The organism is Pseudomonas sp. LBUM1659 (assembly GCF_059716045.1).
Window position 1 is genome coordinate 5,299,228 of record NZ_CP166797.1, and the last position, 24,272, is coordinate 5,323,499.

Genomic DNA, 24,272 nt, shown 5'->3' on the forward strand with positions numbered 1-24,272 from the left:
TCAGGCTAATCCTGACCTGCATTGTCAATGAAAACAAATTGGTGAATCAACATGACAACAATTAACAACACCCTTGCTACCACAACGTTTCTTATCGGTCGCAACACTCGCGGCTTCAACGGTTTGATTTTTGATGGAGTTTCTAATACGTATCCGCTGGGTAATGGTTATCGCTCTTTCAGTCCAGCCTTGCGCACGTTCTACTCTCCTGACAATTTAAGTCCGTTTGGCGCGGCTGGCATTAACCGTTATCAATACTGCCAGTTGGACCCAATCAACTATATAGACCCAACGGGTCATATTAGTTGGCAGGCCATTGGTGGAATCATTTTAGGCGTCGTCGGTACGGTCGTGGGTATAGCTCTTGCAATCCCTACCGGTGGGGCCAGTTTGTCTTTAACTGCATTGGCAGTCGGTGTTGCGGCAGCCGGTCTTGGACTGAGTGCAATTGGAACAGGTATCGCGTCGGGTATTTATGAAGCGCAAGGTTACAACGAGTATGCAGAAAAACTCGGCTGGATATCTTATGGGCTGGGGGCAGCATCCTTTGCCGTGGGTACAGGCTTAGGCGGCGGAACGGCAACGATTCTCCAAGGCGTAGGTGTTCTGACTACGCTGTCAGGCTCTGGTTTGATATTTGCTGGTGTGGCAACCGACAGCAGCGCCCTGAAAAGTTTTGGATTTGCACTCACACTAGTAGGTATCGGATTGGTGATGAGCGGAGGTGTATTATCAAAATTTCCTGCCCAAAGCTTTGGTATGCCGCGAGGACTCTCCTACCCGCCAAACCAACCCGGAATTTTATCTAACATCGGTTTACGCTCAATACAGCCCGGCATTCGGCCAGGTCTGAGTACTGGACTGATCTGAACAAGACCCTCGACTCTGTTGATGTTTTGAATAAGAGGCGCAGGAAGAACACCAAACCCGCAGAATTGAGACTCCTGCGGGTTTGCGATGCACGATTGATGCTCAGTGATGAGCTTTGGTCGAAGCTGGAAAAACTCTGCTTCAGCCGACAAACTGAAGAGGAACTACGAGAGTACGGTGGCCATGGCTTGCGGGTTACTCGGGCTACCAATGTAAAACGTCAACCGCCCTTAGCCAGACACAAAAAAGGGCGCCACAGGCGCCCTCTTCGTTCCACAAAAAAAACAGAATCAGCGCTTGTCGCGGCGCTTCTTGTCGGCCTTTTTGTGGTGCGACATCATGCGACGCTTCTTGTTGACCTGGCGGTCTGTCAGCGAGTTCTTGTTGCCTTCGTACGGGTTCTCGCCGCCCTTGAACTCGATGCGGATCGGCGTACCGACCAGCTTCAAGACACGACGGTAAGTGTTTTCCAGATACCGGACGTAAGACTTCGGCACCTTCTCGATCTGGTTACCGTGGATCACGATGATCGGCGGGTTCGCACCACCCAAGTGGGCATAACGCAGCTTGATCCGGCGATTGTTGACCATCGGTGGCGCGTGCTCACCGACCGCATCTTCCAGAATCTGGGTCAGGCGGTTGGTCGGCCAGCGGGTCACGGCGGACTTGAACGAGTTCTGTACCGAGGCGTAGAGATTGCCCACGCCCGTACCGTGCAGCGCCGAGATGAAGTGGATGTCGGCGTAGTCAACGAAGAACAGTCGACGTTGCAGCTCGACCTTCACGAAGTCGCGCTCGCTCGGCGTCATGCCGTCCCACTTGTTGATCGCGATAACCAGCGCACGACCCGACTCAATGGCGAAGCCCAGCAGGTTGAGGTCGTGGTCCACCACACCTTCGCGAGCGTCCATCACGAAGATCACCACGTTGGCGTCTTTGATCGCTTGCAGGGTTTTGACCACGGAGAATTTTTCAACTTCTTCGTGGATCTTGCCGCGCTTGCGCACACCGGCGGTGTCGATCAGCGTGTACTTCTCGTCGTTACGCTCGAACGGGATGTAGATACTGTCGCGGGTCGTACCTGGCTGGTCATACACGATCACCCGGTCTTCACCGAGCATGCGGTTGACCAGGGTCGACTTGCCGACGTTCGGGCGACCGATGATGGCGATCTTGATACCGTCTTTTTCGCTTGGGCCAGGAATGCGCTTGGCTTCCTCACCTTCGGCAACGATCTCTTCTTCGCCGTCTTCCGGCTCTTCGTCATCTTTCGGGAAATCGCTCAGGGCGATCTCCAGCATCTGGGTGATGCCACGACCATGTGCACCGGCGATAGGGATCGCGTGGCCCATGCCCAACGGGGCGAATTCCGCGCGGGCCATTTCAGGGTCGATGTTGTCGACCTTGTTGGCAACCACGTAAGAACGCTTGTTACGTTTGCGCAAATGCTCGGCGATCATCTGGTCGGCGGCGGTGAAGCCAGCCTTGGCATCTACCAGGAACAGAACGACATCAGCTTCTTCAATGGCCAGCAGCGACTGCTCGGCCATTTTTTCGTCCATACCGTGCTCGTCACCGGAGATACCGCCGGTGTCGACCAGAATGTAGGAACGCCCTTGCCACTTGGCCTCACCGTATTGGCGATCACGGGTCAGACCAGACAAGTCGCCGACGATGGCGTCGCGAGTCCTGGTCAGGCGGTTGAACAAGGTGGACTTGCCGACGTTCGGTCGGCCCACCAGGGCGATTACGGGAACCATGCGGCTCTCCACTTCGTTATTTCAGAAAATACAAAAGCCGCTGCGAGGCAGCGGCTGGTGCTCGGGGCAACGCTTGAGGGCGCTGCGAACCCCGTGGAACGGGGCTGCCTGGGGTTTAACCCCAAGCATAGCTAAAGGGCCTGCGCTCGCTCATGCTGCGTTAAAAATCAGCTCAGGATGCTCATTGACTAAAGTCAACTCCGCTCCCTCGCTGATTTTTGCCTTGCCTGAACTTCGCTCGGCTCCTTCAGAAAATAATGCTACTTAATGGTCAGGGCTTCCAGTTTGCCGCTGTTGCCATACACATAAATCGTGTCACCCACCACCAGCGGACGGGCACGCAGGCCGTCGCTGTCGATGCGCTCGCGGCCGACGAAACGACCGTCCACCTGACTCAGCAGGTGCAGGTAGCCTTCCATATCGCCGACTGCAACGTAGCTGGAGAACACTTCCGGAGCCGACAGCTGACGGCGGGCCAGCGAATCATTGTTCCACAACGCGGAGGTGGAACGTTCGTCGACGCCTTCAACGGTGCCCGAAGCCAGGCTCACGTAAACGTTGCCAAACCCCTGGGCGACACCAGCATAGCTGGAAGCATCACGCTGCCAGAGCTGACGCCCGCTTTCCAGGTCCAGTGCCGCAAGACGGCCCTGATAGCTGGCGACGTACAGCGTACCGCCGGACAGCAGCAAGCCGCCGTCGATGTCGACCACACGCTCCAGCTCCGAACGACCCTGTGGGATCGCTACACGTTGTTCCCACACCGGCACGCCGTTGGAGACATTGAGAGCGACCACTTTACCGGTCGACAGGCCTGCTACCGCTAAACGGTTGGTCACGATCGGCGCACTGGTGCCGCGCAGCGTCAGGACCGCAGGGGTGCTGTCATACAACCAGCGCTGGTTGCCGGTCGCGGCATCCAGACCGATCAGACGGTCGTCCTGAGTCTGAACCACCACCACGTCACCGTTGGTGGCCGGCGGTGCGAGAACTTCACTGTTCACGCGAGCGCGCCATTTCTCTTCACCGTTGATCGCGTCCATGGCAACGATTTCGCCTTGGAGCGTACCGATCATGACCAGACCGTAACCCACGCCTACGGCGCCGGAAACAGGCAGATCGAGATCTTTCTTCCATTTGACGTCGCCATTGCTGCGATCCATCGCCATCACCACGCCAGTGACGTCGCCAGCATAGATGGTTTCGCCATCAATCGCCGGTACCAGCATGTTGTAGGATTCACCCTGACCGTCACCGACCGAACGACTCCACTGCTTTTGCAGAACCACTTCTTCTTTGAAGTCGACCAGCTCGGCAGGTGGCAATTCCTTTTTGCTGTTGCTGCTGCAACCCGCGGCCAAAATGGCCAGGGCCAGCAATGCTGCATGCTTCCAACGAATCACGTCACGCATCCCCTTTGGCCAGATCATCCAGCTTGATTTGCAGGCCACCGACCGCCGCTTCGTCCGACAGAGCGGCCTTGGCTTTTTGATACGCCGTGTTCGCTTCATCAGTACGACCCAACTGCACCAGCAGGTCTCCTTTGAGTTCTTCGCGAGTGGCCAGGAATGCTTTGTCGGTATCGCCTTCGAGCAGTTTCAAGGCTTCATCGGCCTTGTTCTGCGCGGCCAGTACCTGCGCCAGGCGCTGACGGGCGATTTCGCCCAGTGCCGGGTTGGCCGGTTTGGCGACAATGGCTTTCAGCTCGGTGACTGCGTCGTCCAGCTTGCCGCTGTCGACCGCGACTTTCGCCACGAACAGGCTGCCGTACTGAGCGTATGCGCTACCGGCGAACTCGCTGTTGAGCTTGCCGGCCAGGTCGGCAACACGGGCTGCGTCAGGCTTGCCGTCAGGCGTCAGCGTGGTTTCGAGCAATTGCTGATAGAGCATCGAGGCGCCTTGCGACTGATTGCTCTGATACTTGTGAAAGGCTTGCCAGCCGAACACGATGACCAGCGCCAACAGGCCGCCAGTGACCAAGGGCTTGCCGTTGCGTGACCACCAGTCCTTCAAATCCGCCAGATGTTCGTCTTCGGTACTCGACACCCCAATACTCCTTAATCGCTAAATCGGCTGTTTGACAGCTTCAACCCTGCACGACGCAGGTGGCCAGGTGTGCAGCAAGCGCATCCCAGGCAATACTTTGTTGTTCGCCCTGGCCACGCAGTGGTTTGAAACCTACCACTTGCTGGGCCATCTCATCTTCACCGAGGATCAGTGCATACAGCGCACCGCTCTTGTCGGCCTTCTTGAACTGGCTTTTGAAGCTGCCGGCGCCGGCATTGACTTGCAGGCGCAGGTTGGGCAATTGATCACGGACACGTTCGCTCAGGGTCAGACCGGCAAGCTCTGCGGCTTCACCGAAGGCACAGAGGTAGACGTCGACCTGACGGGAGATTTCTTCCGGGATCTGCTCCAGGGTTTCAAGCAACAGCACCAAGCGTTCGATACCCATGGCGAAACCAACGCCCGTGGTCGGCTTGCCGCCCATCTGCTCGACCAGACCGTCGTAACGACCACCGGCACACACGGTGCCCTGGGCGCCCAACTTGTCGGTGACCCATTCAAAAACGGTTTTGCTGTAGTAATCCAGCCCGCGAACCAGCTTCGGGTTGATCACATAAGGAATGCCGGCGGCGTCCAGACGAGCCTTCAGGCCCTCGAAGTGCACGCGGGACTCATCGTCCAGGTAGTCGGCCATTTTCGGGGCGTCCACCAGGATGGCTTGCGTATCGGCGTTCTTGGTATCCAGAACCCGCAGCGGGTTGGTTTTCAGACGGCGCTGGCTGTCTTCGTCCAGCTTGTCCAGATGCGCTGAGAGGAACTCGACCAGCGCTTCACGATAACGACCGCGCGACTCGGCAGTGCCCAGGCTATTGAGTTCGAGCCTGACCGCATCACGGATGCCCAACTCGCCCCACAGGCGCCAGGTCAGCACGATCAGCTCGGCATCGATGTCCGGACCGTCGAGGTTGAACACCTCGACACCGATCTGATGGAACTGGCGATAACGGCCTTTCTGTGGGCGCTCGTGGCGGAACATCGGACCGATATACCAGAGTTTCTGCACCTGGCCACCGCCGGTGATGCCGTGCTCAAGCACCGCACGCACACAGGCTGCCGTGCCTTCAGGACGCAGGGTCAGGGAGTCGCCGTTGCGGTCGTCGAAGGTGTACATCTCTTTTTCGACGATGTCGGTCACTTCACCGATAGAGCGTTTGAACAGCTCGGTGAACTCGACGATCGGCATGCGGATCTGCTTGTAACCGTAGTTATCCAGCAGACGCGAAACAGTGCCCTCGAAATGACGCCACAGGGGAGTCTGTTCGGGCAGGATATCGTTCATGCCACGAATGGCTTGCAGAGACTTGCTCACAATAAATCCTTAAATTCGTTCGGCTCGTTAGTCAGGCTCAGCCACGCGCAATAACGGCAGCGTCAGCTTCGACCTTTTCGGCCGCTTTCTGGCGGATCAAGCGTTCAAGCTCATCCACCAGATTGTCATTCGTCAGTTTCTGCGACGGCTTGCCGTCGATGTAAATCAGGTTTGGCGTGCCGCCGGTCAAGCCGATATGGGCTTCCTTGGCTTCACCCGGCCCATTGACCACGCATCCGATGACCGCGACATCCAGCGGCACCAGCAGGTCTTCGAGACGCCCTTCCAGCTCGTTCATGGTTTTGACCACATCGAAGTTCTGCCGCGAGCAGCTCGGGCAGGCGATGAAGTTGATGCCACGGGAACGCAGATGCAGGGATTTGAGAATGTCGTAGCCGACTTTCACTTCCTCGACCGGGTCAGCCGCCAACGAGATGCGAATAGTATCGCCAATCCCTTCGGCGAGCAGCATACCGAGGCCCACGGCGGATTTCACTGTGCCAGAACGCAAACCACCCGCTTCGGTGATACCCAAATGCAGAGGCTGGACGATTTCCTTGGCCAGCAGGCGGTAGGCTTCGACGGCCATAAACACGTCGGAGGCCTTCACGCTGACCTTGAAGTCCTGGAAATTCAGGCGCTCAAGGTGCTCGACGTGACGCAGGGCAGACTCAACCAGCGCAGCCGGGGTGGGCTCGCCGTACTTCTTTTGCAGGTCTTTTTCCAGGGAGCCGGCGTTGACGCCGATGCGGATCGGAATCCCCCGATCACGGGCGGCATCGACCACCGCGCGTACACGGTCTTCGCGACCGATATTGCCCGGGTTGATCCGCAGGCAGTCAACACCCAACTCGGCTACGCGCAAGGCGATCCGGTAGTCGAAGTGAATGTCAGCCACCAACGGCACTTTGACCAGTTGCTTGATCTTGCCGAAGGCTTCGGCGGCATCCATGTCCGGCACGGAAATGCGCACGATATCGACGCCAGCGGCTTCCAGACGATTGATCTGGGCCACGGTGGCGGCAACGTCATTGGTGTCACTGTTGGTCATGCTCTGCACAGCGATGGGCGCATCGCCGCCAACAGGCACGTTACCGACCCAGATCTTGCGGGATTCGCGACGCTTGATTGGAGATTCGCCGTGCATGACTTATTGACCCAACTTCAGGCGAGCAGTCTCGCCACTGGTGAACGGAGCGACATCAACCGCCTGACCGTTGTAGCTGACCTGCGCGCCACGGGCGAAGCCCAGACGCACAGAAAACGGCGGTTTGCCGCTGACGGAAACGCTGTCGCCTTTACGCTTGAGACCACTCAACAGCACCTTGCCAGCGCCATCGGTCACTTGCGTCCAGCAGTCGGCGGTGAACTTCAGCTGAACCTGGCCTTGGCCGGCCACTGGAGCTGCCGTTACTGGAGCGGGAGCAGTCGGAGCAACCGGAGCAACCGGAGCGGTGACCACCGGTGCCGGAACAGCTGGAACTGGGGTAGCCGGTGCTGCAACAACTGGAGCAACGTTGTGTGTCGGGGCAACCGGCGTCGGGGCTGTCGGTGCAGCAGCAGGCGCGGTTACTTCAGCTTCAGCCGGTGATTCAGAGGAGCTTTCGGCTTGCGGCAATGCAAGCGGGGTAGCGCTTTCAGCCTGACCTTGCGCGACGGCCTGGTCTTCCGGCTCGTCCAGCGGATGAATCTGGGTAGTGCCGTCGGCGCCTTCCACTTCAACGTGTTCCGGGCTCAGGCCGATCAAATCCTTGGTGCGCTGCGAGGTTTGATCCTGCCACCAGACAAAACCGCCACCTATTACCGCGATCAGCAGCAACAGGCTGACAATCCGCAAAATAGTATGGGAAACCCGCACCGGCTCTTCGATACGCCCCAGGCTGTGGACGCTGCTTCCCTGGGAATCGGTGCCGGTGGACTGGTCGAATTGCTGTACAAGAACGGCCTGGTCCATGCCCAGCAATTTGGCGTACGCACGGATATAACCGCGAGCAAAGGTATGCCCAGGCAGCTTGTCGAATGCGCCGGCTTCCAGATTGCTCAAGGAGGTCACAGTGAGGTTGAGCTTGAGGGCCACTTCGGCCAGCGACCAGCCATTGCTTTCGCGGGCCTGGCGCAAAGTTTCACCGGGGTTAACGCGATTCGCTGCTACAACTTCGGGATGCGCCGCTTTCATCATTGCTCCGACAGGTATTGCTGATATTCCGGCGTACCGGGATAGAGTCGTTTTAGTTGCAGGCCCGCACTGGCGGCCTTGTCGCGATCATCGAACACTGTTGCCAGCCGAACACCGAGCAATAGACTACGTGCATTTTGCTCGGCCAGCAGGCTAAAACGATCGTAATAGTCACGCGCGGGCACATAATGCCTGTCTTCGAAGGACAACTCAGCCATTTCGAGTAATGCACGTGGCTGTTGGCGATTCAAACGCAGGGCTTTTTCCAGTTGCTGCTGCGCGAGATCACGCTCACCCAGCTTTGATGCGGTCATACCCAGGTTCTCGAATACTCGCGAACGCTCAGGATACAGCGTATCGGCGGCGGCCTGTTCAAAGCGCTCGTACGCCTCTTTGTAACGTTTTTCCTCGAACAGAAAACTGCCGTAGTTGTTCAGGATTCGCGCATCGCTGGGGCGGGAGGACAGCGCCTTGCGAAAATGCTGGTCTGCCAGTTCAGGTTCCATTTCAGCCTGAAACACCAACCCGAGTGCCGCATTGGCATCCGGGTCCGAGTCATCCAGCTCCAACGCCTTTTTCAGCGGGACTTTAGCGCGTTCGGTCATGCCTTGTTGCAAGTAGCCCAAGCCCAGTTGCACGTAGGCAACACGCGCCTCATCACGGCCCTTGCTGGTCTTCATCGGGTTGAAATCGCCCGACAGGACACAACCAGCACACAGGCTGGCCCACAGCAAAAGCAGCGCGAAGCGCAGGGACATAGAGATCCTCTCTTGAATTATTTCGCGGCGTTTGTCGCCATATCGTTTTCGGCGCTCAATTCGCGCACGGCGATATAACGTTCGCTGCGACGGGTGCGATCCAGCACCTGCCCTACCAATTGGCCACACGCGGCATCGATGTCTTCACCGCGGGTGGTGCGTACGGTGACATTGAAGCCTGCATGGTGAAGCTGATCCTGAAACCGGCGAATCGCGTTGTTGCTCGGGCGCTCGTAACCGGAATGCGGGAACGGGTTAAACGGAATCAGGTTGATCTTGCACGGGATGTTCTTGAGCAACTCGATCATCTCAACGGCATGTTCAACCTTGTCGTTGATGTCCTTGAGCAAGGTGTACTCAATGGTCAGCACGCGCTTTTCGCCCAGGGACGACATATAGCGCTGGCACGACTCGAGCAGCATCTTAAGCGGATATTTCTTGTTGATCGGCACCAATTGGTTACGCAATGCGTCATTTGGTGCGTGCAGCGACAACGCCAGGGAGACGTCGATGTGCTTGGACAGCTCATCGATCATCGGCACCACGCCGGAGGTCGACAGGGTTACACGGCGCTTGGAAATGCCGTAGCCCAGGTCGTCCATCATCAGGTGCATGGCCGCAACGACGTTGTCGAAGTTCAGCAGCGGCTCACCCATGCCCATCATCACCACGTTGGTGATGGCACGGTCGGCGGTTGCCGGGATGCTGCCGAACGATTTATTGGCAATCCACACCTGACCGATGACTTCGGCGGCGGTGAGGTTGCTGTTGAAACCTTGCTTGCCGGTGGAGCAGAAACTGCAGTCCAGGGCACAGCCTGCCTGGGACGAAACGCACAAAGTGCCGCGCTTGCCCTGGGGAATGTACACGGTCTCGACGCAGCTGCCGGACGCCACGCGCACCACCCACTTACGGGTGCCGTCGGTGGAAATGTCCTCACTGACCACTTCAGGACCGCGAACTTCAGCAATCACCTTGAGCTTGTCGCGCAAGGCTTTGCTGACGTTCGTCATGGCGTCGAAATCATCGACGCCAAGGTGGTGAATCCATTTCATTACCTGACCGGCACGGAAACGCTTCTCCCCGATTGAGTCGAAGAATTTTTCCATTTCCTGTTGAGTCAGACCCAGCAGGTTGGTTTTTACAGTCGATGTAGTCATGGATTCACCTTCACTCTTAAGCAATGCTTAGCGAGTGGTTACTTCAGTAGCTGCGAAGAAGTACGAGATTTCGCGAGCAGCAGCGGCTTCGGAGTCCGAACCGTGCACAGCGTTGGCATCGATGGAATCAGCGAAGTCAGCGCGGATGGTGCCGGCAGCAGCTTCTTTAGGGTTGGTAGCGCCCATCAGCTCACGGTTCAGAGCGATAGCGTTTTCGCCTTCCAGAACCTGAACAACAACCGGGCCGGAGATCATGAAAGCAACCAGGTCGCCGAAGAAACCACGAGCGCTGTGCTCAGCGTAGAAGCCTTCAGCTTCAGCTTTGGACAGTTGCTTCAGTTTCGAAGCTACAACGCGCAGGCCTGCTTTTTCGAAACGAGTGGTGATCTCGCCGATGACGTTTTTTGCAACAGCGTCAGGCTTGATGATGGAGAAAGTACGTTGAACAGCCATGGTGTAACTCCAGAAACGGTAATTTGTGAAAAATTAAACCCGCGAATTATACGCGGGTTCTTGGGTATTGCCTAACTGCATACGGCGCAGACTCAGTCTGCTTCTTCGATCCAGGCGGCCTGAATGGCTTCAAGCACCTTCTCGCCACCGCGGGTCGGATCATCACGGAACTCCGGCAATGCCAGCACCCATTGGTGCAGATCGACGAAGTTCACATAACGCGGATCCACATCCGGCTTGGATTCAGCCAGCTGGATCGCGATTTCCAGCACATCAACCCATTTCAGACTCATGTCGCTTCCTTGAATCAGTGCGGCGCTTCGGCCGCATGGTTGACCGAGTATTTCGGAATTTCGACGGTCAGGTCTTCAGTCCCGACGATCGCCTGACAGCCTAGACGCGATTGCGCCTCCAGCCCCCAGGCACGATCAAGAAAGTCTTCTTCCAGCTCATCGGCTTCTTCGAGCGAGTTGAAACCTTCACGAATGATGCAGTGACAGGTAGTGCAGGCGCAAACGCCGCCACAGGCGCTTTCCATCTCGATATGGTTGTCGTGGGCCACTTCGAGAATGGACTTACCGGTTTCAGCCTCGACAACCATCCCGTCCGGGCAATGCTCGGCGTGAGGCAGAAAAATGATCTGCGGCATCAGTTATTCCTCGATTTCATTCAGGTTGCGCCCCGCCAGCGCGGCTTTCACCGTCGAGTCCAGGCGGCGTGCAGCAAAAGCATCGGTCACTTGCGACAGACGCTTGGTCTGCTGCTCGATGGCGTAACCATCGGTACCTTTCATCAGTTCGGTCAATTCCTGCACCTGGATGTCGATGACCAGGCGCTCTTCGGCGTCGAGCAAGCGCTCGCCATCGACCTCCAGAGCAGCCTGTACCGCTTCAATCAGGCGTTGTGCGTCCACCTGCTGCTCACGCAGCACACGGGCAACCTTGTCGTCATTGGCGTGCTGGAACGAATCCTTGAGCATCTTGGCGATTTCGCCATCGGTCAGGCCGTAGGACGGCTTGACCTGAATGCTCGCTTCAACGCCCGAACCCAATTCACGGGCTGAAACGCTGAGTAGACCATCGGCATCGACCTGGAAGGTCACGCGAATCTTCGCCGCGCCGGCCACCATCGCTGGAATGCCGCGCAATTCGAAGCGTGCCAGGGAGCGGCAGTCGCTGATCAGCTCGCGCTCGCCCTGCAATACGTGGATCGCCATGGCCGACTGGCCATCTTTATAAGTCGTGAAGTCCTGAGCGCGGGCAACAGGGATGGTGGTGTTGCGTGGAATCACCTTCTCCATCAGTCCGCCCATGGTTTCCAGCCCCAGGGACAACGGAATCACGTCGAGCAACAGCAGTTCATCGCCATCGCGCTTGTTGCCGGCCAGCGTATCGGCCTGGATCGCGGCACCGATTGCCACCACTTGATCCGGATCGATTTCAGTCAGCGGCTGACGACCAAAAGCCTCCGCGACGGCGTCGCGAACGCGAGGCACGCGAGTCGAGCCACCGACCATGACCACCGCGTGCACTTCTTCCAGCTCAACACCAGAATCACGCACTGCGCGGCGGCAGGCTTTCAGGCTGCGAGCGACCATCGGCTCGATCAGCGCTTCAAAGGCTTCGCGGGTCAGTTCGGCTTTCCAGTCGCCATGAGCCACTTCGACCGACGAGGCATTGGTCAGCGCTTCTTTGGCAGCGCAGGCAGTTTGCAGCAGTTGACGCTGCGCGCCCGGATCGAGATCGGCGGACAAATCGGCGCTCTCGATGATCCAGCCAGCAATCGCATGATCGAAGTCATCACCGCCCAGCGCGCTGTCGCCGCCAGTAGCCAAGACCTCAAACACACCGCCGGTCAGGCGCAGAATCGAAATATCAAAGGTGCCGCCGCCCAAGTCATAAATGGCAACCAGGCCTTCAGCGTGCTGATCCAACCCGTAAGCGACCGCCGCAGCAGTCGGCTCATTGAGCAGACGCAGCACGTTCAGACCGGCCAGCTTGGCCGCGTCCTTGGTGGCCTGACGTTGCGCATCATCGAAATAGGCCGGAACGGTGATCACCGCGCCGACCAGCTCACCACCCAACGTCGCTTCGGCGCGCTGACGCAGCACTTTCAGGATGTCGGCGGAGACTTCGACTGGACTTTTCGGCCCCTGAACGGTGTCGATGAACGGCATGTGCGACTCGCCGCCGACAAAGCGGTACGGCAGTTGATCGCCCAATTGCTTGACGTCGGACAGACCACGACCCATCAAGCGCTTGACCGACAGCACCGTATTCAAAGGATCGGTCGCGGCAGCCAGCTTGGCTGACTCGCCGACTTCGACGCGATCGGCGTGATAACGCACGGCAGACGGCAGAATGACCTGCCCGTCAGCGTCGGCCAGAGGCTCGGAAAGACCACTGCGCAACGCAGCGACCAGCGAATTGGTAGTGCCCAAGTCGATCCCCACAGCCAGACGACGCTGGTGCGGTTGAGGACTTTGGCCGGGTTCGGCGATCTGCAGTAGGGCCATTGGTATCAGGACTTATCTGTATATCAGGCGTGCGACCGGAGCGGCACTGGGTTAATCGTCGAGGCGCTCTTCTAACTGGCGCACTTCGTAGGTGAGCTTGTCGAGGAACTGCATGCGCCGCATCAGGCGTTCGGCCTGCTCACGGTGCGCCGCATCATTCCAACAAGCCGCGAAGCTTTGGTTCAGTACATCCTGGGCGGTTTTCAACCGACGCTTGAACGCTGCAACACCGGCCAGATCGGCACTGTCTTGCAGGTCTTCGAGCTCTTCACGCAGCTCCATCTGCTGCAGCAAAAACTCCGGATCATGCACCGTGACCTCCAGCGGCAGCTCCCCACCATTCAAGGCGAGTAAGTAACGCGCGCGCTTGGGCGGACTTTTGAGCGTCTGATAGGCCTCGTTGAGGCTCGCGGATTGCTCTAGCGCCAACCGCTGCTCACGCCCGGAAGCGTCAGCAAAGCGGTCCGGATGAACACTGCGCGCCAACTCACGGTAGCGCGTAGCCAGCTGGTCGAGGTCCAGATTGAAACTCGGTTGCAGCTCAAATAAAGCGAAATGACAAGGAGTACCCACGACAAGCCTCAGATGTTGAAGCTTTCGCCGCAGCCACATTCACCGCGCACGTTGGGGTTGTTGAACTTGAAGCCTTCGTTCAACCCTTCCTTGACGAAATCGAGCTCGGTGCCGTCCAGGTAGGCCAGGCTTTTCGGGTCAATAATCACTTTTTCACCGTGACTTTCGAACACCTGATCCTCTGCAACCACCTCGTCGACAAACTCCAGCACGTAGGCAAGGCCGGAACAGCCTGTGGTGCGAACACCCAGACGAATCCCTTCACCTTTGCCGCGCCCGTCGAGGGAGCGCCGCACGTGTCGAGCAGCCGCTTCTGTCATGCTGATAGCCATCGGTGACTCCTTACTCGTCGCCAAAACCTGAAAGTCAGATCAAGCCTTTCTTCTGCTTGTAGTCGCGAACGGCCGCTTTGATAGCGTCTTCAGCGAGTACGGAGCAGTGAATTTTCACTGGCGGCAGGGCCAGTTCTTCAGCCAGCTGAGTGTTCTTGATGGTCTCTGCTTCATCCAGAGTCTTGCCTTTCATCCACTCGGTCGCCAGGGAACTGGAAGCGATAGCCGAACCGCAACCGTAGGTCTTGAACTTGGCGTCTTCGATGATGCCTTGCTCGTTGACCTTGATTTGCAGACGCATAACGTCGCCGCACGCTGGAGCGCCGACCATGCCGGTGCCGACATCAGGATCTTCCGCGTCCATCTTGCCGACGTTGCGCGGGTTTTCGTAGTGGTCGATGACCTTTTCGCTGTAAGCCATGATGCTTATTCCTCACTCATCAGAGAGTCGCTCTTTAAGCCCTGCAAACCTTGGTTTTACAGGGCCGGTTCGCGGCGACTTGAATCAGTGTGCCGCCCACTCGATTTTCGAAATGTCGACACCGTCTTTGTACATATCCCACAGCGGCGACAGAGTGCGCAGCTTGGTAACGGCCTCGCAGACTTTCTGCGCGGCGTAGTCGATTTCTTCTTCGGTGGTGAAACGGCCGAAGGTGAAGCGAATCGAGCTGTGTGCCAGTTCGTCGTTGCGGCCCAGGGCGCGCAGTACGTACGAAGGCTCCAGGGAAGCCGAAGTGCAAGCCGAACCGGACGAAACAGCCAGATCCTTAAGCGCCATGATCAGCGACTCGCCTTCAACGTAGTTGAAGCTCAGGTTCAGGTTGTGCGGTACGCGGGCGGTCATGCTGCCATTGATGTACAGCTCTTCCAGGCCTTCGACCTGCTTGAAGAAGCGGTCGCTCAGGGCTTTGATGCGCACGTTTTCGGCAGCCATGTCTTCCTTGGCTACGCGGAAGGCTTCACCCATGCCGACGATCTGGTGGGTCGCCAGGGTGCCGGAACGCATGCCACGCTCGTGACCGCCGCCGTGCATGGTCGCTTCGATGCGAACACGCGGCTTGCGGCTGACGTACAGCGCGCCGATGCCTTTAGGGCCATAGGTTTTGTGGGCAGAGAACGACATCATGTCGACTTTCAGCTTCGACAGGTCGATGTCGACCTTGCCGGTGGACTGAGCGGCGTCAACGTGGAACAGGATGCCCTTGGAACGGGTCAGTTCGCCGATGGCTGCGATGTCGTTGATGGTGCCGATTTCGTTGTTCACGTGCATGACCGAAACCAGGATGGTGTCGTCGCGCAGTGCCGCTTCGATCATGGCCGGCGTTACCAGACCATCAGTCTGAGGCTCGAGGTAGGTCACTTCGAAGCCTTCACGCTCCAGTTGGCGCATGGTGTCGAGGACAGCCTTGTGCTCAATCTTGGTGGTGATCAGGTGTTTGCCTTTGGTCGCATAGAAATGCGCCGCACCCTTGATTGCCAGGTTGTCGGATTCGGTGGCGCCGGAGGTCCAGACGATTTCACGCGGATCGGCGTTGACCAGGTCTGCGACCTGACGACGAGCGTTTTCGACGGACTCTTCGGCTTTCCAGCCGAACACGTGGGAACGGGACGCCGGGTTACCGAAGTTTCCGTCGACCAGCAGGCATTCACTCATTTTTTGCGCAACACGCGGATCAACCGGTGTGGTCGCAGAGTAATCAAGGTAAATCGGCAATTTCATGGACTATCTCCTAAATCAGGCTGGCTGGCGTGCCGTTAGCTCTCTGGCTGTCATTCGACGGCGGACGCTTCAATCTTGTCCAGGCGTGGCGCCTTGCTGTTGCAACGGCGCTGGTCCTGACGCTGGGCTACTTCTTGTACCTCACGGCGAGTCACAAGGTCAGCCAAGCTGATACCGCTCAGAAATTCGTGAATCTGCAGGCTCAGGTCGCACCACAAGTGGTGAGTCAGGCAAGTGTCGCCGGAATGGCAATCGCCTTGACCCTGGCATTTGGTTGCATCGACCGATTCGTTCACCGCATCGATCACCTGGGCGACCTGGATGCCCTGCATGTCGCGGGACAATTGGTAGCCACCGCCCGGCCCCCGGACGCTGGACACCAGATTGCTGCGGCGCAATTTGGCGAAAAGCTGTTCGAGGTAGGACAGGGAGATGCCTTGGCGCTCGGAGATATCGGCCAGGGACACCGGTCCGTGCTGCGCGTGCAATGCCAGATCAAGCATGGCGGTCACGGCGTATCGGCCTTTTGTAGTCAGTCGCATGGACAATTACCACGGAGTTCGGAATGGGGCGAGTATGCAATTCCCGAGTATTTAAGTCAACTATAAGACCTAGTACCTTAGTCAGGTTTACCCGCAAAAGAGCGGCCGCATCATAGCAAAGGCTAGAGGGTTACAGCCAGCAATTGCGCGTTATCGTTCATCGCGAGCAGGCCCGCTCACACAGGGGAATGCATTTCAACTGTGGGAGTGAGCCTGCTCGCGATGCAGTCAACTCGGTCTAGCTGGCCTGGCTCTGATCCTTGTCCTTCACACACGCAAAGTCTTCTTCGCGCAGCTCAGGCAGATCTTTCGCACAGTAATTACTGCCCAGATCCTTCAAAGCCCCGCACATCCCCTCCAGACGACCATCGACCGCCTGCAAGTGATCCAGCAACTGACCAATGGCGCGCGCTACCGGGTCAGGCATATCTTCGCCAACACCGTAGGCATCGAAGCCGATTTTCTCGGCCATGGCTTTACGCTTGGCATCTTGCTCGTCATCGGACTTGACGATGATTCGCCCCGGAATCCCCACCACCGTAGCCCCCGGCGGAACCGCTTTGGTCACTACAGCATTGGAGCCGACCTTGGCCCCAGCACCGACGGTAAACGGGCCAAGCACCTTGGCGCCCGCCCCGACTACCACACCATCTTCAAGGGTCGGGTGACGCTTGCCCTTGTTCCAGCTGGTGCCGCCCAGCGTCACGCCTTGATAAAGGGTGACGTCATTGCCGATCTCGGCGGTTTCACCAATGACGATGCCCATGCCGTGATCGATAAAGAAACGACGACCGACTTTGGCGCCCGGATGGATTTCGATCCCGGTCAACCAGCGACCGAAGTTCGACACCAGCCGGGCCAGCCATTTCAGCTCTGCGCGCCACAAGGCCGCCGACAGACGATGAATCCAGATGGCATGCATGCCCGGGTAGCAAGTCAGGACTTCAAAAGCGTTACGCGCCGCCGGGTCTCGATGGAATACGCTTTGGATATCTTCACGCAAACGCTCGAACATGTTTAATCCTTCCGCTTCAGAAGCTCGCCACGGGCCGCTTTTTGGGTTTCCGTGAGGATGCCACGCAATATATTCATTTCCGCTCGGCTGACCGAGCTACGTCCGTACAACCGGCGCAGGCGCGCCATCAAGTGCCGTGGTTTTTCCGGATCGAGGAATTCGATGGCCACCAGGGTTTGCTCCAGGTGCTCATAGAATCGCTCCAGCTCATCCATTGTCGCCAGCTCACCGCTTTTGGTGGACGCCACTTCATCCTTCTCAACCTTGCTCGGCTGCCCTTGGGCCGCCAGCCAGGACATGCGCACTTCATAGCCCAACACCTGCACCGCCGCCCCAAGGTTCAGCGAACTGAACTCAGGGTCTGAGGGGATGTGCACGTGATAATGACATCGCTGCAGCTCTTCGTTGGTCAGGCCGGAGTCTTCACGACCAAACACCAAGGCAATCTCGGCGCCCTGCCCGGCCTCTTCCACCACTTTCACACCGCATTCGCGGGGATCGAGCAACGGCCAGGGAATGCGACGGTCACGAGCACTGGTGCCGAGCACCAGATTGCAGCCGACCAAGGCATCTTCCAAGGTGGCGACGACTTGCGCGTTTTCAAGGATATCCCCGGCGCCGGAAGCACGGGCGTCGGCTTCGTGATGCGGGAACAACCGCGGCTCGACCAGCACCAGCCGCGACAGGCCCATGTTCTTCATGGCACGCGCAGCCCCGCCGATGTTGCCGGGATGGCTGGTATTGACCAGGACGACACGAATGTTATGCAGCACGGGAGGCGCTCTCGAACACAGAAATTGGAGCCGAATCTTACAGTTCCTACTACCGTTAAGCTATGAAAGCGAACACCGACCTTCACCTGTAGAAAAGTTCTGATAGAATGCCCGGCTTTCTTTAACAACCTTAGGTGACACATCCATGCAGCCCATGCTGAATATCGCGCTGCGCGCCGCCCGCAGCGCCAGTGAATTGATTTTCCGCTCCATCGAGCGCCTGGATACCATCAAGGTCGACGAAAAAGACGCCAAGGATTACGTATCCGAGGTGGATCGCGCCGCCGAACAGAAAATCATCGATGCGCTGCGCAAGGCCTACCCGAACCACTCGATCCTGGGTGAAGAAACCGGCATGCACGCCGGCAACGGCATCGAAGGCGAAGAGTACCTGTGGATCATCGATCCGCTGGACGGCACCACCAACTTCCTGCGCGGCATTCCTCACTTCGCTGTCAGCATCGCCTGCAAATACCGCGGTCGCTTGGAACACGCTGTTGTTCTGGACCCGGTTCGCCAGGAAGAATTCACCGCCAGCCGTGGTCGCGGCGCTCAACTGAACGGTCGTCGCCTGCGCGTCAGCGGCCGCACCAGCCTGGACGGCGCCCTGCTGGGCACCGGCTTCCCGTTCCGTGACGACCAGATGGACAACCTCGAAAACTACCTGGGCATGTTCCGCGCCCTGGTTGGCCAGACCGCCGGCATCCGCCGCGCCGGCTCGGCGAGCCTGGACCTGGCCTACGTGGCTGCCGGTCGTTTCGACGCGTTCTGGGAGTCGGGTCTGTCCGAGTGGGACATGGCCGCAGGCGCCCTGCTGATTCAGGAAGCCGGCGGTTTGATCAGCGACTTCACCGGCGGTCACGACTTCCTTGAAAAAGGCCACGTCGTTGCCGGCAACACCAAGTGCTTCAAAGCAGTGCTGACGGCCATCCAGCCGCACCTGCCGCCTTCGCTGAAGCGCTAAGCTTCCAGCGACAGACAAAGCACCCTTCGGGGTGCTTTTTTTATGCCCACGATTTATGCATCACTCCCACCCCCTGTGGGAGCCGGGCTTGCCCGCGATAGCGGTGTGTCAATCACCATGAATGGTGCAGGTGAAACCGCCATCGCGGGCAAGCCCGGCTCCCACAGGGTTTTAAGTGTTCCCGCAGTCGTATTCCAGGCACAAAAAAAGCACCTCGAAGGGTGCTTCTTTTTGAATCTTAAACCGGAGTATTTAGCGGTTCTCGTCATTCTGCGACAGGATCAGCTTACCTTCCTTGTCGACCGGAATCTGGTTACCCGGATCGCGATCCATCCGCACCTTGCCTTCCTTGCCATCCAGCGAATACCGAACATCGTAGCCAACGACCTTGTCGCTGATGTCATTCACAGTATTACAGCGAGTTTGGGTCGTGGTGTAGGTGTCACGCTCTTGCATGCCTTCCTGAACCTTGTTGCCCGCATAACCACCGCCGACAGCGCCTGCGACCGTGGCAATTTTCTTGCCGGTGCCGCCGCCGACCTGATTACCCAGCAGACCACCCGCTAATGCACCGACCACCGTACCGGCGATCTGATGCTGATCTTTGACCGGCGCCTGCCGAGTCACGGTTACGTCCTTGCAAACTTCACGTGGCGTCTTGATCTGCGTCTTGACCGGTTCAACGGCTAGTACTTGCGCATACTCAGGGCCGCTTTTTACCAGATTGTAGGTGGCAACAGCACCCCCGGCAGTCACACCGACAGCACCCAAAACCGCACCAACCAACATCGACTTGTTCACATGAACCTCCTGACCATCACATGCGGGACAAGCCCGCGCTTCTCCCAGCCTTGGAGCACAAAAAAAGGCGCGAGTTCAACTCGCGCCTTTTTTTGGCAGACAGCTGGAAAGCGATGGCCGTTATGGACGGTCGTCGACTTCCTTCTCTGTCGCCGCAGGAGGAATCAAATCCTCGCTGTTGAGGTTCAGCCAAATCAGCACCACGTTCGCGATGTAGATCGACGAGTAAGTACCCGCCAGAACACCGATGAACAGCGCAATGGAGAAGCCGAACAGGTTGTCGCCACCGAAAAACAGCAGAGCCGCAATCGCCAGCAACGTCGAAATCGAAGTCGCCATGGTCCGCAGCAGGGTTTGCGTGGTCGAGATGTTGATGTTCTCGATCAGGGTGGCCTTGCGCAGCACACGGAAGTTCTCGCGAACCCGGTCAAATACCACGATGGTGTCGTTGAGCGAGTAACCAATGATCGCCAGTACCGCCGCCAATACCGTCAGATCGAAAGTGATCTGGAAGAACGACAGAATACCGATGGTCACGATCACGTCGTGGATCAACGAAACAATGGCACCGACCGCAAACTTCCACTGAAAGCGGAACGCCAGGTAGATCAGGATACCGCCCAGCGCCATCAGCATGCCGAGGCCGCCCTGGTCGCGCAGCTCTTCACCGACCTGCGGGCCGACGAATTCTACGCGCTTGACCTGCGCCGGGTTATCGCCGCCGACCTTTTGCAAGGCCTCGGCCACCTGGTGACCCAGTTGCGGATCTTCACCCGGCATACGCACCAGCAGGTCGGTGGTGGCACCGAAGTTCTGCACGATGGCTTCGTGGTAACCCGCTGTCACCAGCTGCTCACGCACCTTGGTGACGTCGGCCGGACGCTCGTAGGTCAGCTCGATGAGCGTACCGCCGGTGAAGTCCAGGCCCCAGTTCATGCCCTTGGTGGCAACACTGAACAACGCCAGTGCAGTAAGGAACAATGTGACGCCGAACGCAAAGTTGCGAACGCCCATGAAGTTGATTGTACGTAACATGGCAGCCCCTTAAATCCACAACTTCTTGAAGTCACGACCGCCGAAGATCAGGTTGACCATCGCGCGGGTCACCATGATGGCCGTGAACATCGAGGTAAAGATCCCGAGGGACATGGTCACTGCGAAACCTTTGACGGGACCGGTGCCCATCGCAAAGAGAATCCCGCCGACCAGCAACGTGGTCAGGTTGGCGTCGAGAATCGCGGTGAATGCCCGGCCGAAGCCTTCGTTGATTGCCCGTTGTACGGTCATGCCCGCCGCGAGTTCTTCACGTATCCGCGAGAAGATCAGTACGTTGGCGTCGACCGCCATACCCATGGTCAATACGATACCGGCGATACCCGGCAGGGTCAGCGTTGCACCCAGCAACGACATCAAGGCCAGCAGCAGCACCATGTTCACTGCCAGCGCGACGGTGGCGATAATGCCGAAGAAGCGGTAGATGGCGATGATGAACAGCGAGACAAACAGCATGCCCCACAGCGATGCATCGATACCTTTGGTGATGTTGTCGGCACCCAGGCTCGGACCAATGGTGCGCTCTTCAGCGAAGTACATCGGCGCAGCCAGACCACCGGCACGCAGCAGCAGTGCCAGCTCGGAAGACTCGCCCTGGCCGTTCAGGCCAGTGATGCGGAACTGAGCACCCAGCGGCGACTGGATGGTCGCCAGGCTGATGATCTTCTTCTCTTCTTTAAACGTTTGAACCGCAACGTCTTTTTCGACGCCGTTGACCATTTGCTTGACGTAAGTGGTCACTGGACGCTGTTCGATGAAGATCACCGCCATGCTGCGGCCGACGTTGCTGCGAGTCGCACGACTCATCAGCTCGCCACCGTGGCCATCCAGACGGATGTTCACTTCTGGCGTGCCGTGCTCGCCGAAGCCAGCCTTGGCGTCAGTCACCTGGTCACCGGTGATGATCAGGCCACGCTCGATCTGTGCCGGCGGACGCTTGCCTTCACGGAACTCGAAGGATTCGGAAGTGGCTTTCGAAGCACCCGGCTCAGCGGCCAGACGGAACTCAAGGTTGGCCGTCTTGCCGAGGATACGCTTGGCTTCTGCGGTGTCCTGAACGCCCGGCAGCTCAACCACGATGCGGTTGGCGCCCTGACGCTGAACGATCGGTTCGGCAACACCCAGCTCGTTGACGCGGTTACGTACCGTAGTCAAGTTCTGCTTGATGGAGTATTCGCGGATTTCCGCCAGCTTGGCCGGGGTCATCGCCAGACGCAGCACCGGTTGACCATTGAGGTCGGCCGGAACAATGTCGAAATCGTTGAAGTTCTTGCGGATCAGCGCACGGGCTTCTTCGCGGGCTGCTTCATCACTGAAGCCCAGCTGAATGGCACCGTTGAATTGCGGCAGGCTGCGATAGCGCACTTTATCTTTACGCAACAGGCTCTTCACATCGCCTTCGTACACTTTCAAGCGTGCGTCGATTGCTTTGTCCATGTCCACTTCCAGCAGGAAGTGCACACCACCGGACAAGTCCAGACCCAGCTTCATCGGGTGCGCGCCCAGGCTGCGCAGCCATTGCGGGGTGGTTTGTGCCAGGTTCAGTGCAACGACGTAGTCATCACCCAAGGCCTTGCGCACGACGTCTTTGGCAGGCAGCTGATCTTCAGCCTTGGTCAGACGAATCAGACCACCCTTGCCGTTCGCCGACAGCGTGGCAGCCTTGACGTTGATCCCGGATTCCTTGAGCGCAGCGCTCACGCGATCCAGATCAGCCTGATTGACGAGCAGCGCAGTACTTGCACCGCTGACCTGAATGGCCGGGTCATCAGGATATAAATTGGGAGCGGAATAAATCAGACCGACCGCCAGCACCGCCAGGATCAGAATGTATTTCCACAGAGGGTATTTGTTCAGCATCACGCCGCCCGCTTATGACGCGGGGCGCCTTGCGCGCCCCGTCGATTGAGTAGAAGTTGAAACTTAGATCGCTTTTAGCGTGCCTTTTGGCAGCGTGGCGGCAATGGCGCCTTTCTGGAATTTCATTTCGACGGTGTCGGAAACTTCCAGAACGACGAAATCGTCTGCCACTTTAGTGATCTTGCCGGCGATACCACCGGTGGTCACAACTTCATCGCCTTTTTGCAGGCTGCTCAGCAGGTTCTTCTGCTCTTTGGCGCGCTTGGCCTGTGGACGCCAGATCATCAGGTAGAAGATGACCAGGAAACCGACCAGGAAAATCCACTCAAAACCGCCACCCATTGGGCCTGCCGCAGGTGCAGCAGCGTCAGCCATGGCATTAGAGATAAAAAAGCTCATTTAGCACTCCAGTTGCAAATGTTGAATCTTGGGGTCAGAAAACTCAGTCCAAAGGCGGAACAGGTAACCCGCGTTTGGCGTAGAAGGCATCGACAAAGGCGGCCAATGTACCCTGTTGAATAGACTCGCGCAAACCAGCCATAAGCACCTGGTAATGGCGCAAATTGTGGATGGTATTCAACATGCTACCCAACATTTCGCCGCACTTGTCCAGATGATGCAGATAAGCACGGGAGAAGTTCTGGCAGGTGTAGCAATCGCAGGTCGGATCCAGCGGCGAATCATCATGGCGATGGAACGCGTTACGGATCTTCAGCACGCCAGTGTCAATGAACAGATGCCCATTGCGGGCATTACGGGTTGGCATCACGCAATCGAACATGTCCACACCGCGGCGCACACCCTCAACCAGATCCTCCGGTTTGCCAACGCCCATAAGGTAACGAGGTTTGTCAGCCGGCATCTGACCCGGCAGGTAATCCAGCACCTTGATCATTTCGTGCTTGGGCTCACCCACCGACAGACCACCAATGGCCAGGCCATCAAAGCCGATCTGGTCGAGGCCTTCCAGGGAGCGCATGCGCAGGTCCTGGTGCATGCCGCCCTGAACGATGCCGAACAACGCCGCCGTATTGTCGCCATGGGCTTCTTTCGAGCGCTTGGCCCAACGCAACGACAGCTCCATCGACACGCGAGCGACGTCTTCGTCAGCCGGGTACGGGGTGCATTCGTCGAAGATCATCACGATGTCCGAGCCCAAATCGCGCTGAACCTGCATCGACTCTTCCGGGCCCATGAACACTTTGGCGCCATCAACCGGAGAGGCGAAGGTCACGCCCTCTTCCTTGATCTTGCGCATGGCGCCCAGGCTGAACACCTGGAAACCGCCGGAGTCAGTCAGAATCGGGCCTTTCCACTGCATGAAATCGTGCAGGTCCCCGTGCTTCTTGATCACTTCAGTGCCAGGACGCAGCCACAAGTGGAAGGTGTTGCCCAAAATGATTTCCGCGCCGGTGGCGGTAATATCCCGCGGCAGCATGCCCTTGACGGTGCCATAGGTGCCCACCGGCATGAAGGCCGGGGTTTCTACGGTACCGCGTGGAAAGGTCAAACGACCGCGACGAGCCTTGCCGTCAGTAGCAAGCAACTCAAACGACATACGACTTTGGCGA

The 24,272-nt window shown here is 58.0% G+C and carries 26 protein-coding genes; 2 read left to right on the forward strand and 24 right to left on the reverse strand.

Translation table 11 applies throughout. The features are described 5' to 3' along the window. The first annotated feature begins 51 nt into the window (after window positions 1-51). The gene (locus ACA048_RS24010; RefSeq protein ID WP_497626589.1) at window positions 52-870 is read left to right on the forward strand and encodes an RHS repeat-associated core domain-containing protein; all 819 of its coding nucleotides are present in this window, start codon (window positions 52-54) and stop codon (window positions 868-870) included. Between the two features lie 290 nt (window positions 871-1,160). On the opposite strand, the gene der is transcribed toward ACA048_RS24010, so the two are convergent. The 19 genes from der to trmJ all read right to left on the reverse strand — a co-directional run bounded on the left by der (window position 1,161) and on the right by trmJ (window position 18,023). Next, window positions 1,161-2,630 carry a ribosome biogenesis GTPase Der gene (gene der / locus ACA048_RS24015; RefSeq protein ID WP_150747938.1) on the reverse strand — a complete coding sequence of 490 codons (1,470 nt, stop codon included), beginning with the start codon at window positions 2,628-2,630 and terminating at the stop codon, window positions 1,161-1,163. A 260-nt stretch (window positions 2,631-2,890) separates the two neighbouring features. Further along, window positions 2,891-4,042: an outer membrane protein assembly factor BamB gene (gene bamB / locus ACA048_RS24020; RefSeq protein ID WP_497626590.1), complete on the reverse strand. Its 1,152-nt coding sequence runs from the start codon at window positions 4,040-4,042 to the stop codon at window positions 2,891-2,893. Beyond that, on the reverse strand, window positions 4,035-4,676 hold the full coding sequence (locus ACA048_RS24025; protein ID WP_497626591.1) for a tetratricopeptide repeat protein: 642 nt from the start codon (window positions 4,674-4,676) through the stop codon (window positions 4,035-4,037). Before ACA048_RS24025 ends, bamB begins: the two co-directional genes overlap by 8 nt. Before the next feature lie 40 nt (window positions 4,677-4,716). Continuing rightward, on the reverse strand, window positions 4,717-6,006 hold the full coding sequence (gene hisS, locus ACA048_RS24030) for a histidine--tRNA ligase (RefSeq protein ID WP_497626592.1): 1,290 nt from the start codon (window positions 6,004-6,006) through the stop codon (window positions 4,717-4,719). 37 nt (window positions 6,007-6,043) lie between these two features. Then, the gene (gene ispG, locus ACA048_RS24035) at window positions 6,044-7,153 is read right to left on the reverse strand and encodes a flavodoxin-dependent (E)-4-hydroxy-3-methylbut-2-enyl-diphosphate synthase (RefSeq protein ID WP_007944259.1); all 1,110 of its coding nucleotides are present in this window, start codon (window positions 7,151-7,153) and stop codon (window positions 6,044-6,046) included. Between the two features lie 3 nt (window positions 7,154-7,156). Beyond that, window positions 7,157-8,182 carry a RodZ domain-containing protein gene (locus tag ACA048_RS24040; protein ID WP_497626593.1) on the reverse strand — a complete coding sequence of 342 codons (1,026 nt, stop codon included), beginning with the start codon at window positions 8,180-8,182 and terminating at the stop codon, window positions 7,157-7,159. Beyond that, window positions 8,182-8,940 carry a type IV pilus biogenesis/stability protein PilW gene (pilW, locus tag ACA048_RS24045; protein WP_497626594.1) on the reverse strand — a complete coding sequence of 253 codons (759 nt, stop codon included), beginning with the start codon at window positions 8,938-8,940 and terminating at the stop codon, window positions 8,182-8,184. The genes ACA048_RS24040 and pilW overlap by 1 nt, the downstream gene beginning before the upstream one ends. A 17-nt stretch (window positions 8,941-8,957) precedes the next feature. Beyond that, window positions 8,958-10,100, reverse strand: coding sequence for a dual-specificity RNA methyltransferase RlmN (rlmN, locus tag ACA048_RS24050; RefSeq protein ID WP_027922755.1), 1,143 nt, complete (start codon window positions 10,098-10,100; stop codon window positions 8,958-8,960). Window positions 10,101-10,127: 27 nt separating this feature from the next. Further along, entirely contained in the window at window positions 10,128-10,553 is a 426-nt protein-coding gene (gene ndk / locus ACA048_RS24055; protein ID WP_007916882.1) for a nucleoside-diphosphate kinase, read from the reverse strand. Between the two features lie 92 nt (window positions 10,554-10,645). Next, on the reverse strand, window positions 10,646-10,846 hold the full coding sequence (iscX, locus tag ACA048_RS24060; protein WP_497626595.1) for a Fe-S cluster assembly protein IscX: 201 nt from the start codon (window positions 10,844-10,846) through the stop codon (window positions 10,646-10,648). Window positions 10,847-10,860: 14 nt separating this feature from the next. After that, window positions 10,861-11,202: an ISC system 2Fe-2S type ferredoxin gene (gene fdx, locus ACA048_RS24065; RefSeq protein ID WP_497626596.1), complete on the reverse strand. Its 342-nt coding sequence runs from the start codon at window positions 11,200-11,202 to the stop codon at window positions 10,861-10,863. 3 nt (window positions 11,203-11,205) lie between these two features. Continuing rightward, complete coding sequence (gene hscA / locus ACA048_RS24070) at window positions 11,206-13,068, reverse strand: Fe-S protein assembly chaperone HscA (RefSeq protein ID WP_497626597.1); 1,863 nt, start codon at window positions 13,066-13,068, stop codon at window positions 11,206-11,208. A gap of 51 nt (window positions 13,069-13,119) precedes the next feature. Next, window positions 13,120-13,641 (reverse strand): co-chaperone HscB, encoded by a 522-nt coding sequence (gene hscB / locus ACA048_RS24075; RefSeq protein ID WP_497626598.1) that lies wholly within the window; start codon window positions 13,639-13,641, stop codon window positions 13,120-13,122. An 8-nt stretch (window positions 13,642-13,649) separates the two neighbouring features. Beyond that, on the reverse strand, window positions 13,650-13,973 hold the full coding sequence (gene iscA, locus ACA048_RS24080) for an iron-sulfur cluster assembly protein IscA (protein ID WP_003227904.1): 324 nt from the start codon (window positions 13,971-13,973) through the stop codon (window positions 13,650-13,652). 34 nt (window positions 13,974-14,007) lie between these two features. After that, on the reverse strand, window positions 14,008-14,394 hold the full coding sequence (iscU, locus tag ACA048_RS24085; protein WP_003443374.1) for a Fe-S cluster assembly scaffold IscU: 387 nt from the start codon (window positions 14,392-14,394) through the stop codon (window positions 14,008-14,010). A gap of 84 nt (window positions 14,395-14,478) precedes the next feature. Beyond that, a complete protein-coding gene (locus ACA048_RS24090) occupies window positions 14,479-15,693 on the reverse strand; it encodes an IscS subfamily cysteine desulfurase (RefSeq protein WP_059403380.1) in 1,215 nt (404 codons plus the stop codon). A 50-nt stretch (window positions 15,694-15,743) separates the two neighbouring features. Continuing rightward, the gene (gene iscR, locus ACA048_RS24095; protein WP_003227911.1) at window positions 15,744-16,235 is read right to left on the reverse strand and encodes a Fe-S cluster assembly transcriptional regulator IscR; all 492 of its coding nucleotides are present in this window, start codon (window positions 16,233-16,235) and stop codon (window positions 15,744-15,746) included. Window positions 16,236-16,473: 238 nt separating this feature from the next. After that, window positions 16,474-17,250, reverse strand: a complete 777-nt coding sequence (gene cysE, locus ACA048_RS24100; RefSeq protein ID WP_477791539.1) for a serine O-acetyltransferase — start codon at window positions 17,248-17,250, stop codon at window positions 16,474-16,476. Window positions 17,251-17,252: 2 nt separating this feature from the next. Beyond that, window positions 17,253-18,023: a tRNA (cytosine(32)/uridine(32)-2'-O)-methyltransferase TrmJ gene (gene trmJ, locus ACA048_RS24105; RefSeq protein WP_140668441.1), complete on the reverse strand. Its 771-nt coding sequence runs from the start codon at window positions 18,021-18,023 to the stop codon at window positions 17,253-17,255. A gap of 145 nt (window positions 18,024-18,168) precedes the next feature. On the opposite strand from trmJ, the gene suhB reads away from it, so the two are divergent. After that, window positions 18,169-18,987 carry a type III secretion system regulator SuhB gene (gene suhB / locus ACA048_RS24110; RefSeq protein ID WP_007948182.1) on the forward strand — a complete coding sequence of 273 codons (819 nt, stop codon included), beginning with the start codon at window positions 18,169-18,171 and terminating at the stop codon, window positions 18,985-18,987. Window positions 18,988-19,239: 252 nt separating this feature from the next. Here the strand turns inward: suhB and ACA048_RS24115 are convergent, their stop codons facing one another. The 5 genes from ACA048_RS24115 to tgt all read right to left on the reverse strand — a co-directional run bounded on the left by ACA048_RS24115 (window position 19,240) and on the right by tgt (window position 24,259). Next, window positions 19,240-19,788, reverse strand: a complete 549-nt coding sequence (locus ACA048_RS24115) for a glycine zipper 2TM domain-containing protein (protein WP_497626599.1) — start codon at window positions 19,786-19,788, stop codon at window positions 19,240-19,242. A gap of 120 nt (window positions 19,789-19,908) precedes the next feature. Beyond that, window positions 19,909-20,823, reverse strand: coding sequence for a protein translocase subunit SecF (gene secF, locus ACA048_RS24120; RefSeq protein ID WP_497626600.1), 915 nt, complete (start codon window positions 20,821-20,823; stop codon window positions 19,909-19,911). 9 nt (window positions 20,824-20,832) lie between these two features. Next, window positions 20,833-22,701: a protein translocase subunit SecD gene (secD, locus tag ACA048_RS24125; protein WP_497626601.1), complete on the reverse strand. Its 1,869-nt coding sequence runs from the start codon at window positions 22,699-22,701 to the stop codon at window positions 20,833-20,835. A gap of 63 nt (window positions 22,702-22,764) precedes the next feature. Continuing rightward, window positions 22,765-23,100, reverse strand: coding sequence for a preprotein translocase subunit YajC (gene yajC, locus ACA048_RS24130; protein WP_007982729.1), 336 nt, complete (start codon window positions 23,098-23,100; stop codon window positions 22,765-22,767). A 43-nt stretch (window positions 23,101-23,143) separates the two neighbouring features. Beyond that, window positions 23,144-24,259, reverse strand: a complete 1,116-nt coding sequence (gene tgt / locus ACA048_RS24135) for a tRNA guanosine(34) transglycosylase Tgt (RefSeq protein ID WP_223512204.1) — start codon at window positions 24,257-24,259, stop codon at window positions 23,144-23,146. Window positions 24,260-24,272 lie beyond the last annotated feature (13 nt).

Coding starts and splice junctions, on each gene's coding strand:
- der (WP_150747938.1), bottom strand. CDS start 2,630: ATGGTTCCCGTAATCGCCCTGGTGGGCCGACCGAACGTCGGCAAGTCC.
- pilW (WP_497626594.1), bottom strand. CDS start 8,940: ATGTCCCTGCGCTTCGCGCTGCTTTTGCTGTGGGCCAGCCTGTGTGCT.
- ACA048_RS24040 (WP_497626593.1), bottom strand. CDS start 8,182: ATGAAAGCGGCGCATCCCGAAGTTGTAGCAGCGAATCGCGTTAACCCC.
- tgt (WP_223512204.1), bottom strand. CDS start 24,259: ATGTCGTTTGAGTTGCTTGCTACTGACGGCAAGGCTCGTCGCGGTCGT.
- secF (WP_497626600.1), bottom strand. CDS start 20,823: ATGTTACGTACAATCAACTTCATGGGCGTTCGCAACTTTGCGTTCGGC.
- iscU (WP_003443374.1), bottom strand. CDS start 14,394: ATGGCTTACAGCGAAAAGGTCATCGACCACTACGAAAACCCGCGCAAC.
- secD (WP_497626601.1), bottom strand. CDS start 22,701: ATGCTGAACAAATACCCTCTGTGGAAATACATTCTGATCCTGGCGGTG.
- ispG (WP_007944259.1), bottom strand. CDS start 7,153: ATGCACGGCGAATCTCCAATCAAGCGTCGCGAATCCCGCAAGATCTGG.
- iscA (WP_003227904.1), bottom strand. CDS start 13,973: ATGGCTATCAGCATGACAGAAGCGGCTGCTCGACACGTGCGGCGCTCC.
- hscA (WP_497626597.1), bottom strand. CDS start 13,068: ATGGCCCTACTGCAGATCGCCGAACCCGGCCAAAGTCCTCAACCGCAC.
- fdx (WP_497626596.1), bottom strand. CDS start 11,202: ATGCCGCAGATCATTTTTCTGCCTCACGCCGAGCATTGCCCGGACGGG.
- yajC (WP_007982729.1), bottom strand. CDS start 23,100: ATGAGCTTTTTTATCTCTAATGCCATGGCTGACGCTGCTGCACCTGCG.
- iscR (WP_003227911.1), bottom strand. CDS start 16,235: ATGCGACTGACTACAAAAGGCCGATACGCCGTGACCGCCATGCTTGAT.
- bamB (WP_497626590.1), bottom strand. CDS start 4,042: ATGCGTGACGTGATTCGTTGGAAGCATGCAGCATTGCTGGCCCTGGCC.
- ACA048_RS24010 (WP_497626589.1), top strand. CDS start 52: ATGACAACAATTAACAACACCCTTGCTACCACAACGTTTCTTATCGGT.
- ndk (WP_007916882.1), bottom strand. CDS start 10,553: ATGGCTGTTCAACGTACTTTCTCCATCATCAAGCCTGACGCTGTTGCA.
- cysE (WP_477791539.1), bottom strand. CDS start 17,250: ATGTTCGAGCGTTTGCGTGAAGATATCCAAAGCGTATTCCATCGAGAC.
- ACA048_RS24090 (WP_059403380.1), bottom strand. CDS start 15,693: ATGAAATTGCCGATTTACCTTGATTACTCTGCGACCACACCGGTTGAT.
- suhB (WP_007948182.1), top strand. CDS start 18,169: ATGCAGCCCATGCTGAATATCGCGCTGCGCGCCGCCCGCAGCGCCAGT.
- iscX (WP_497626595.1), bottom strand. CDS start 10,846: ATGAGTCTGAAATGGGTTGATGTGCTGGAAATCGCGATCCAGCTGGCT.
- rlmN (WP_027922755.1), bottom strand. CDS start 10,100: ATGACTACATCGACTGTAAAAACCAACCTGCTGGGTCTGACTCAACAG.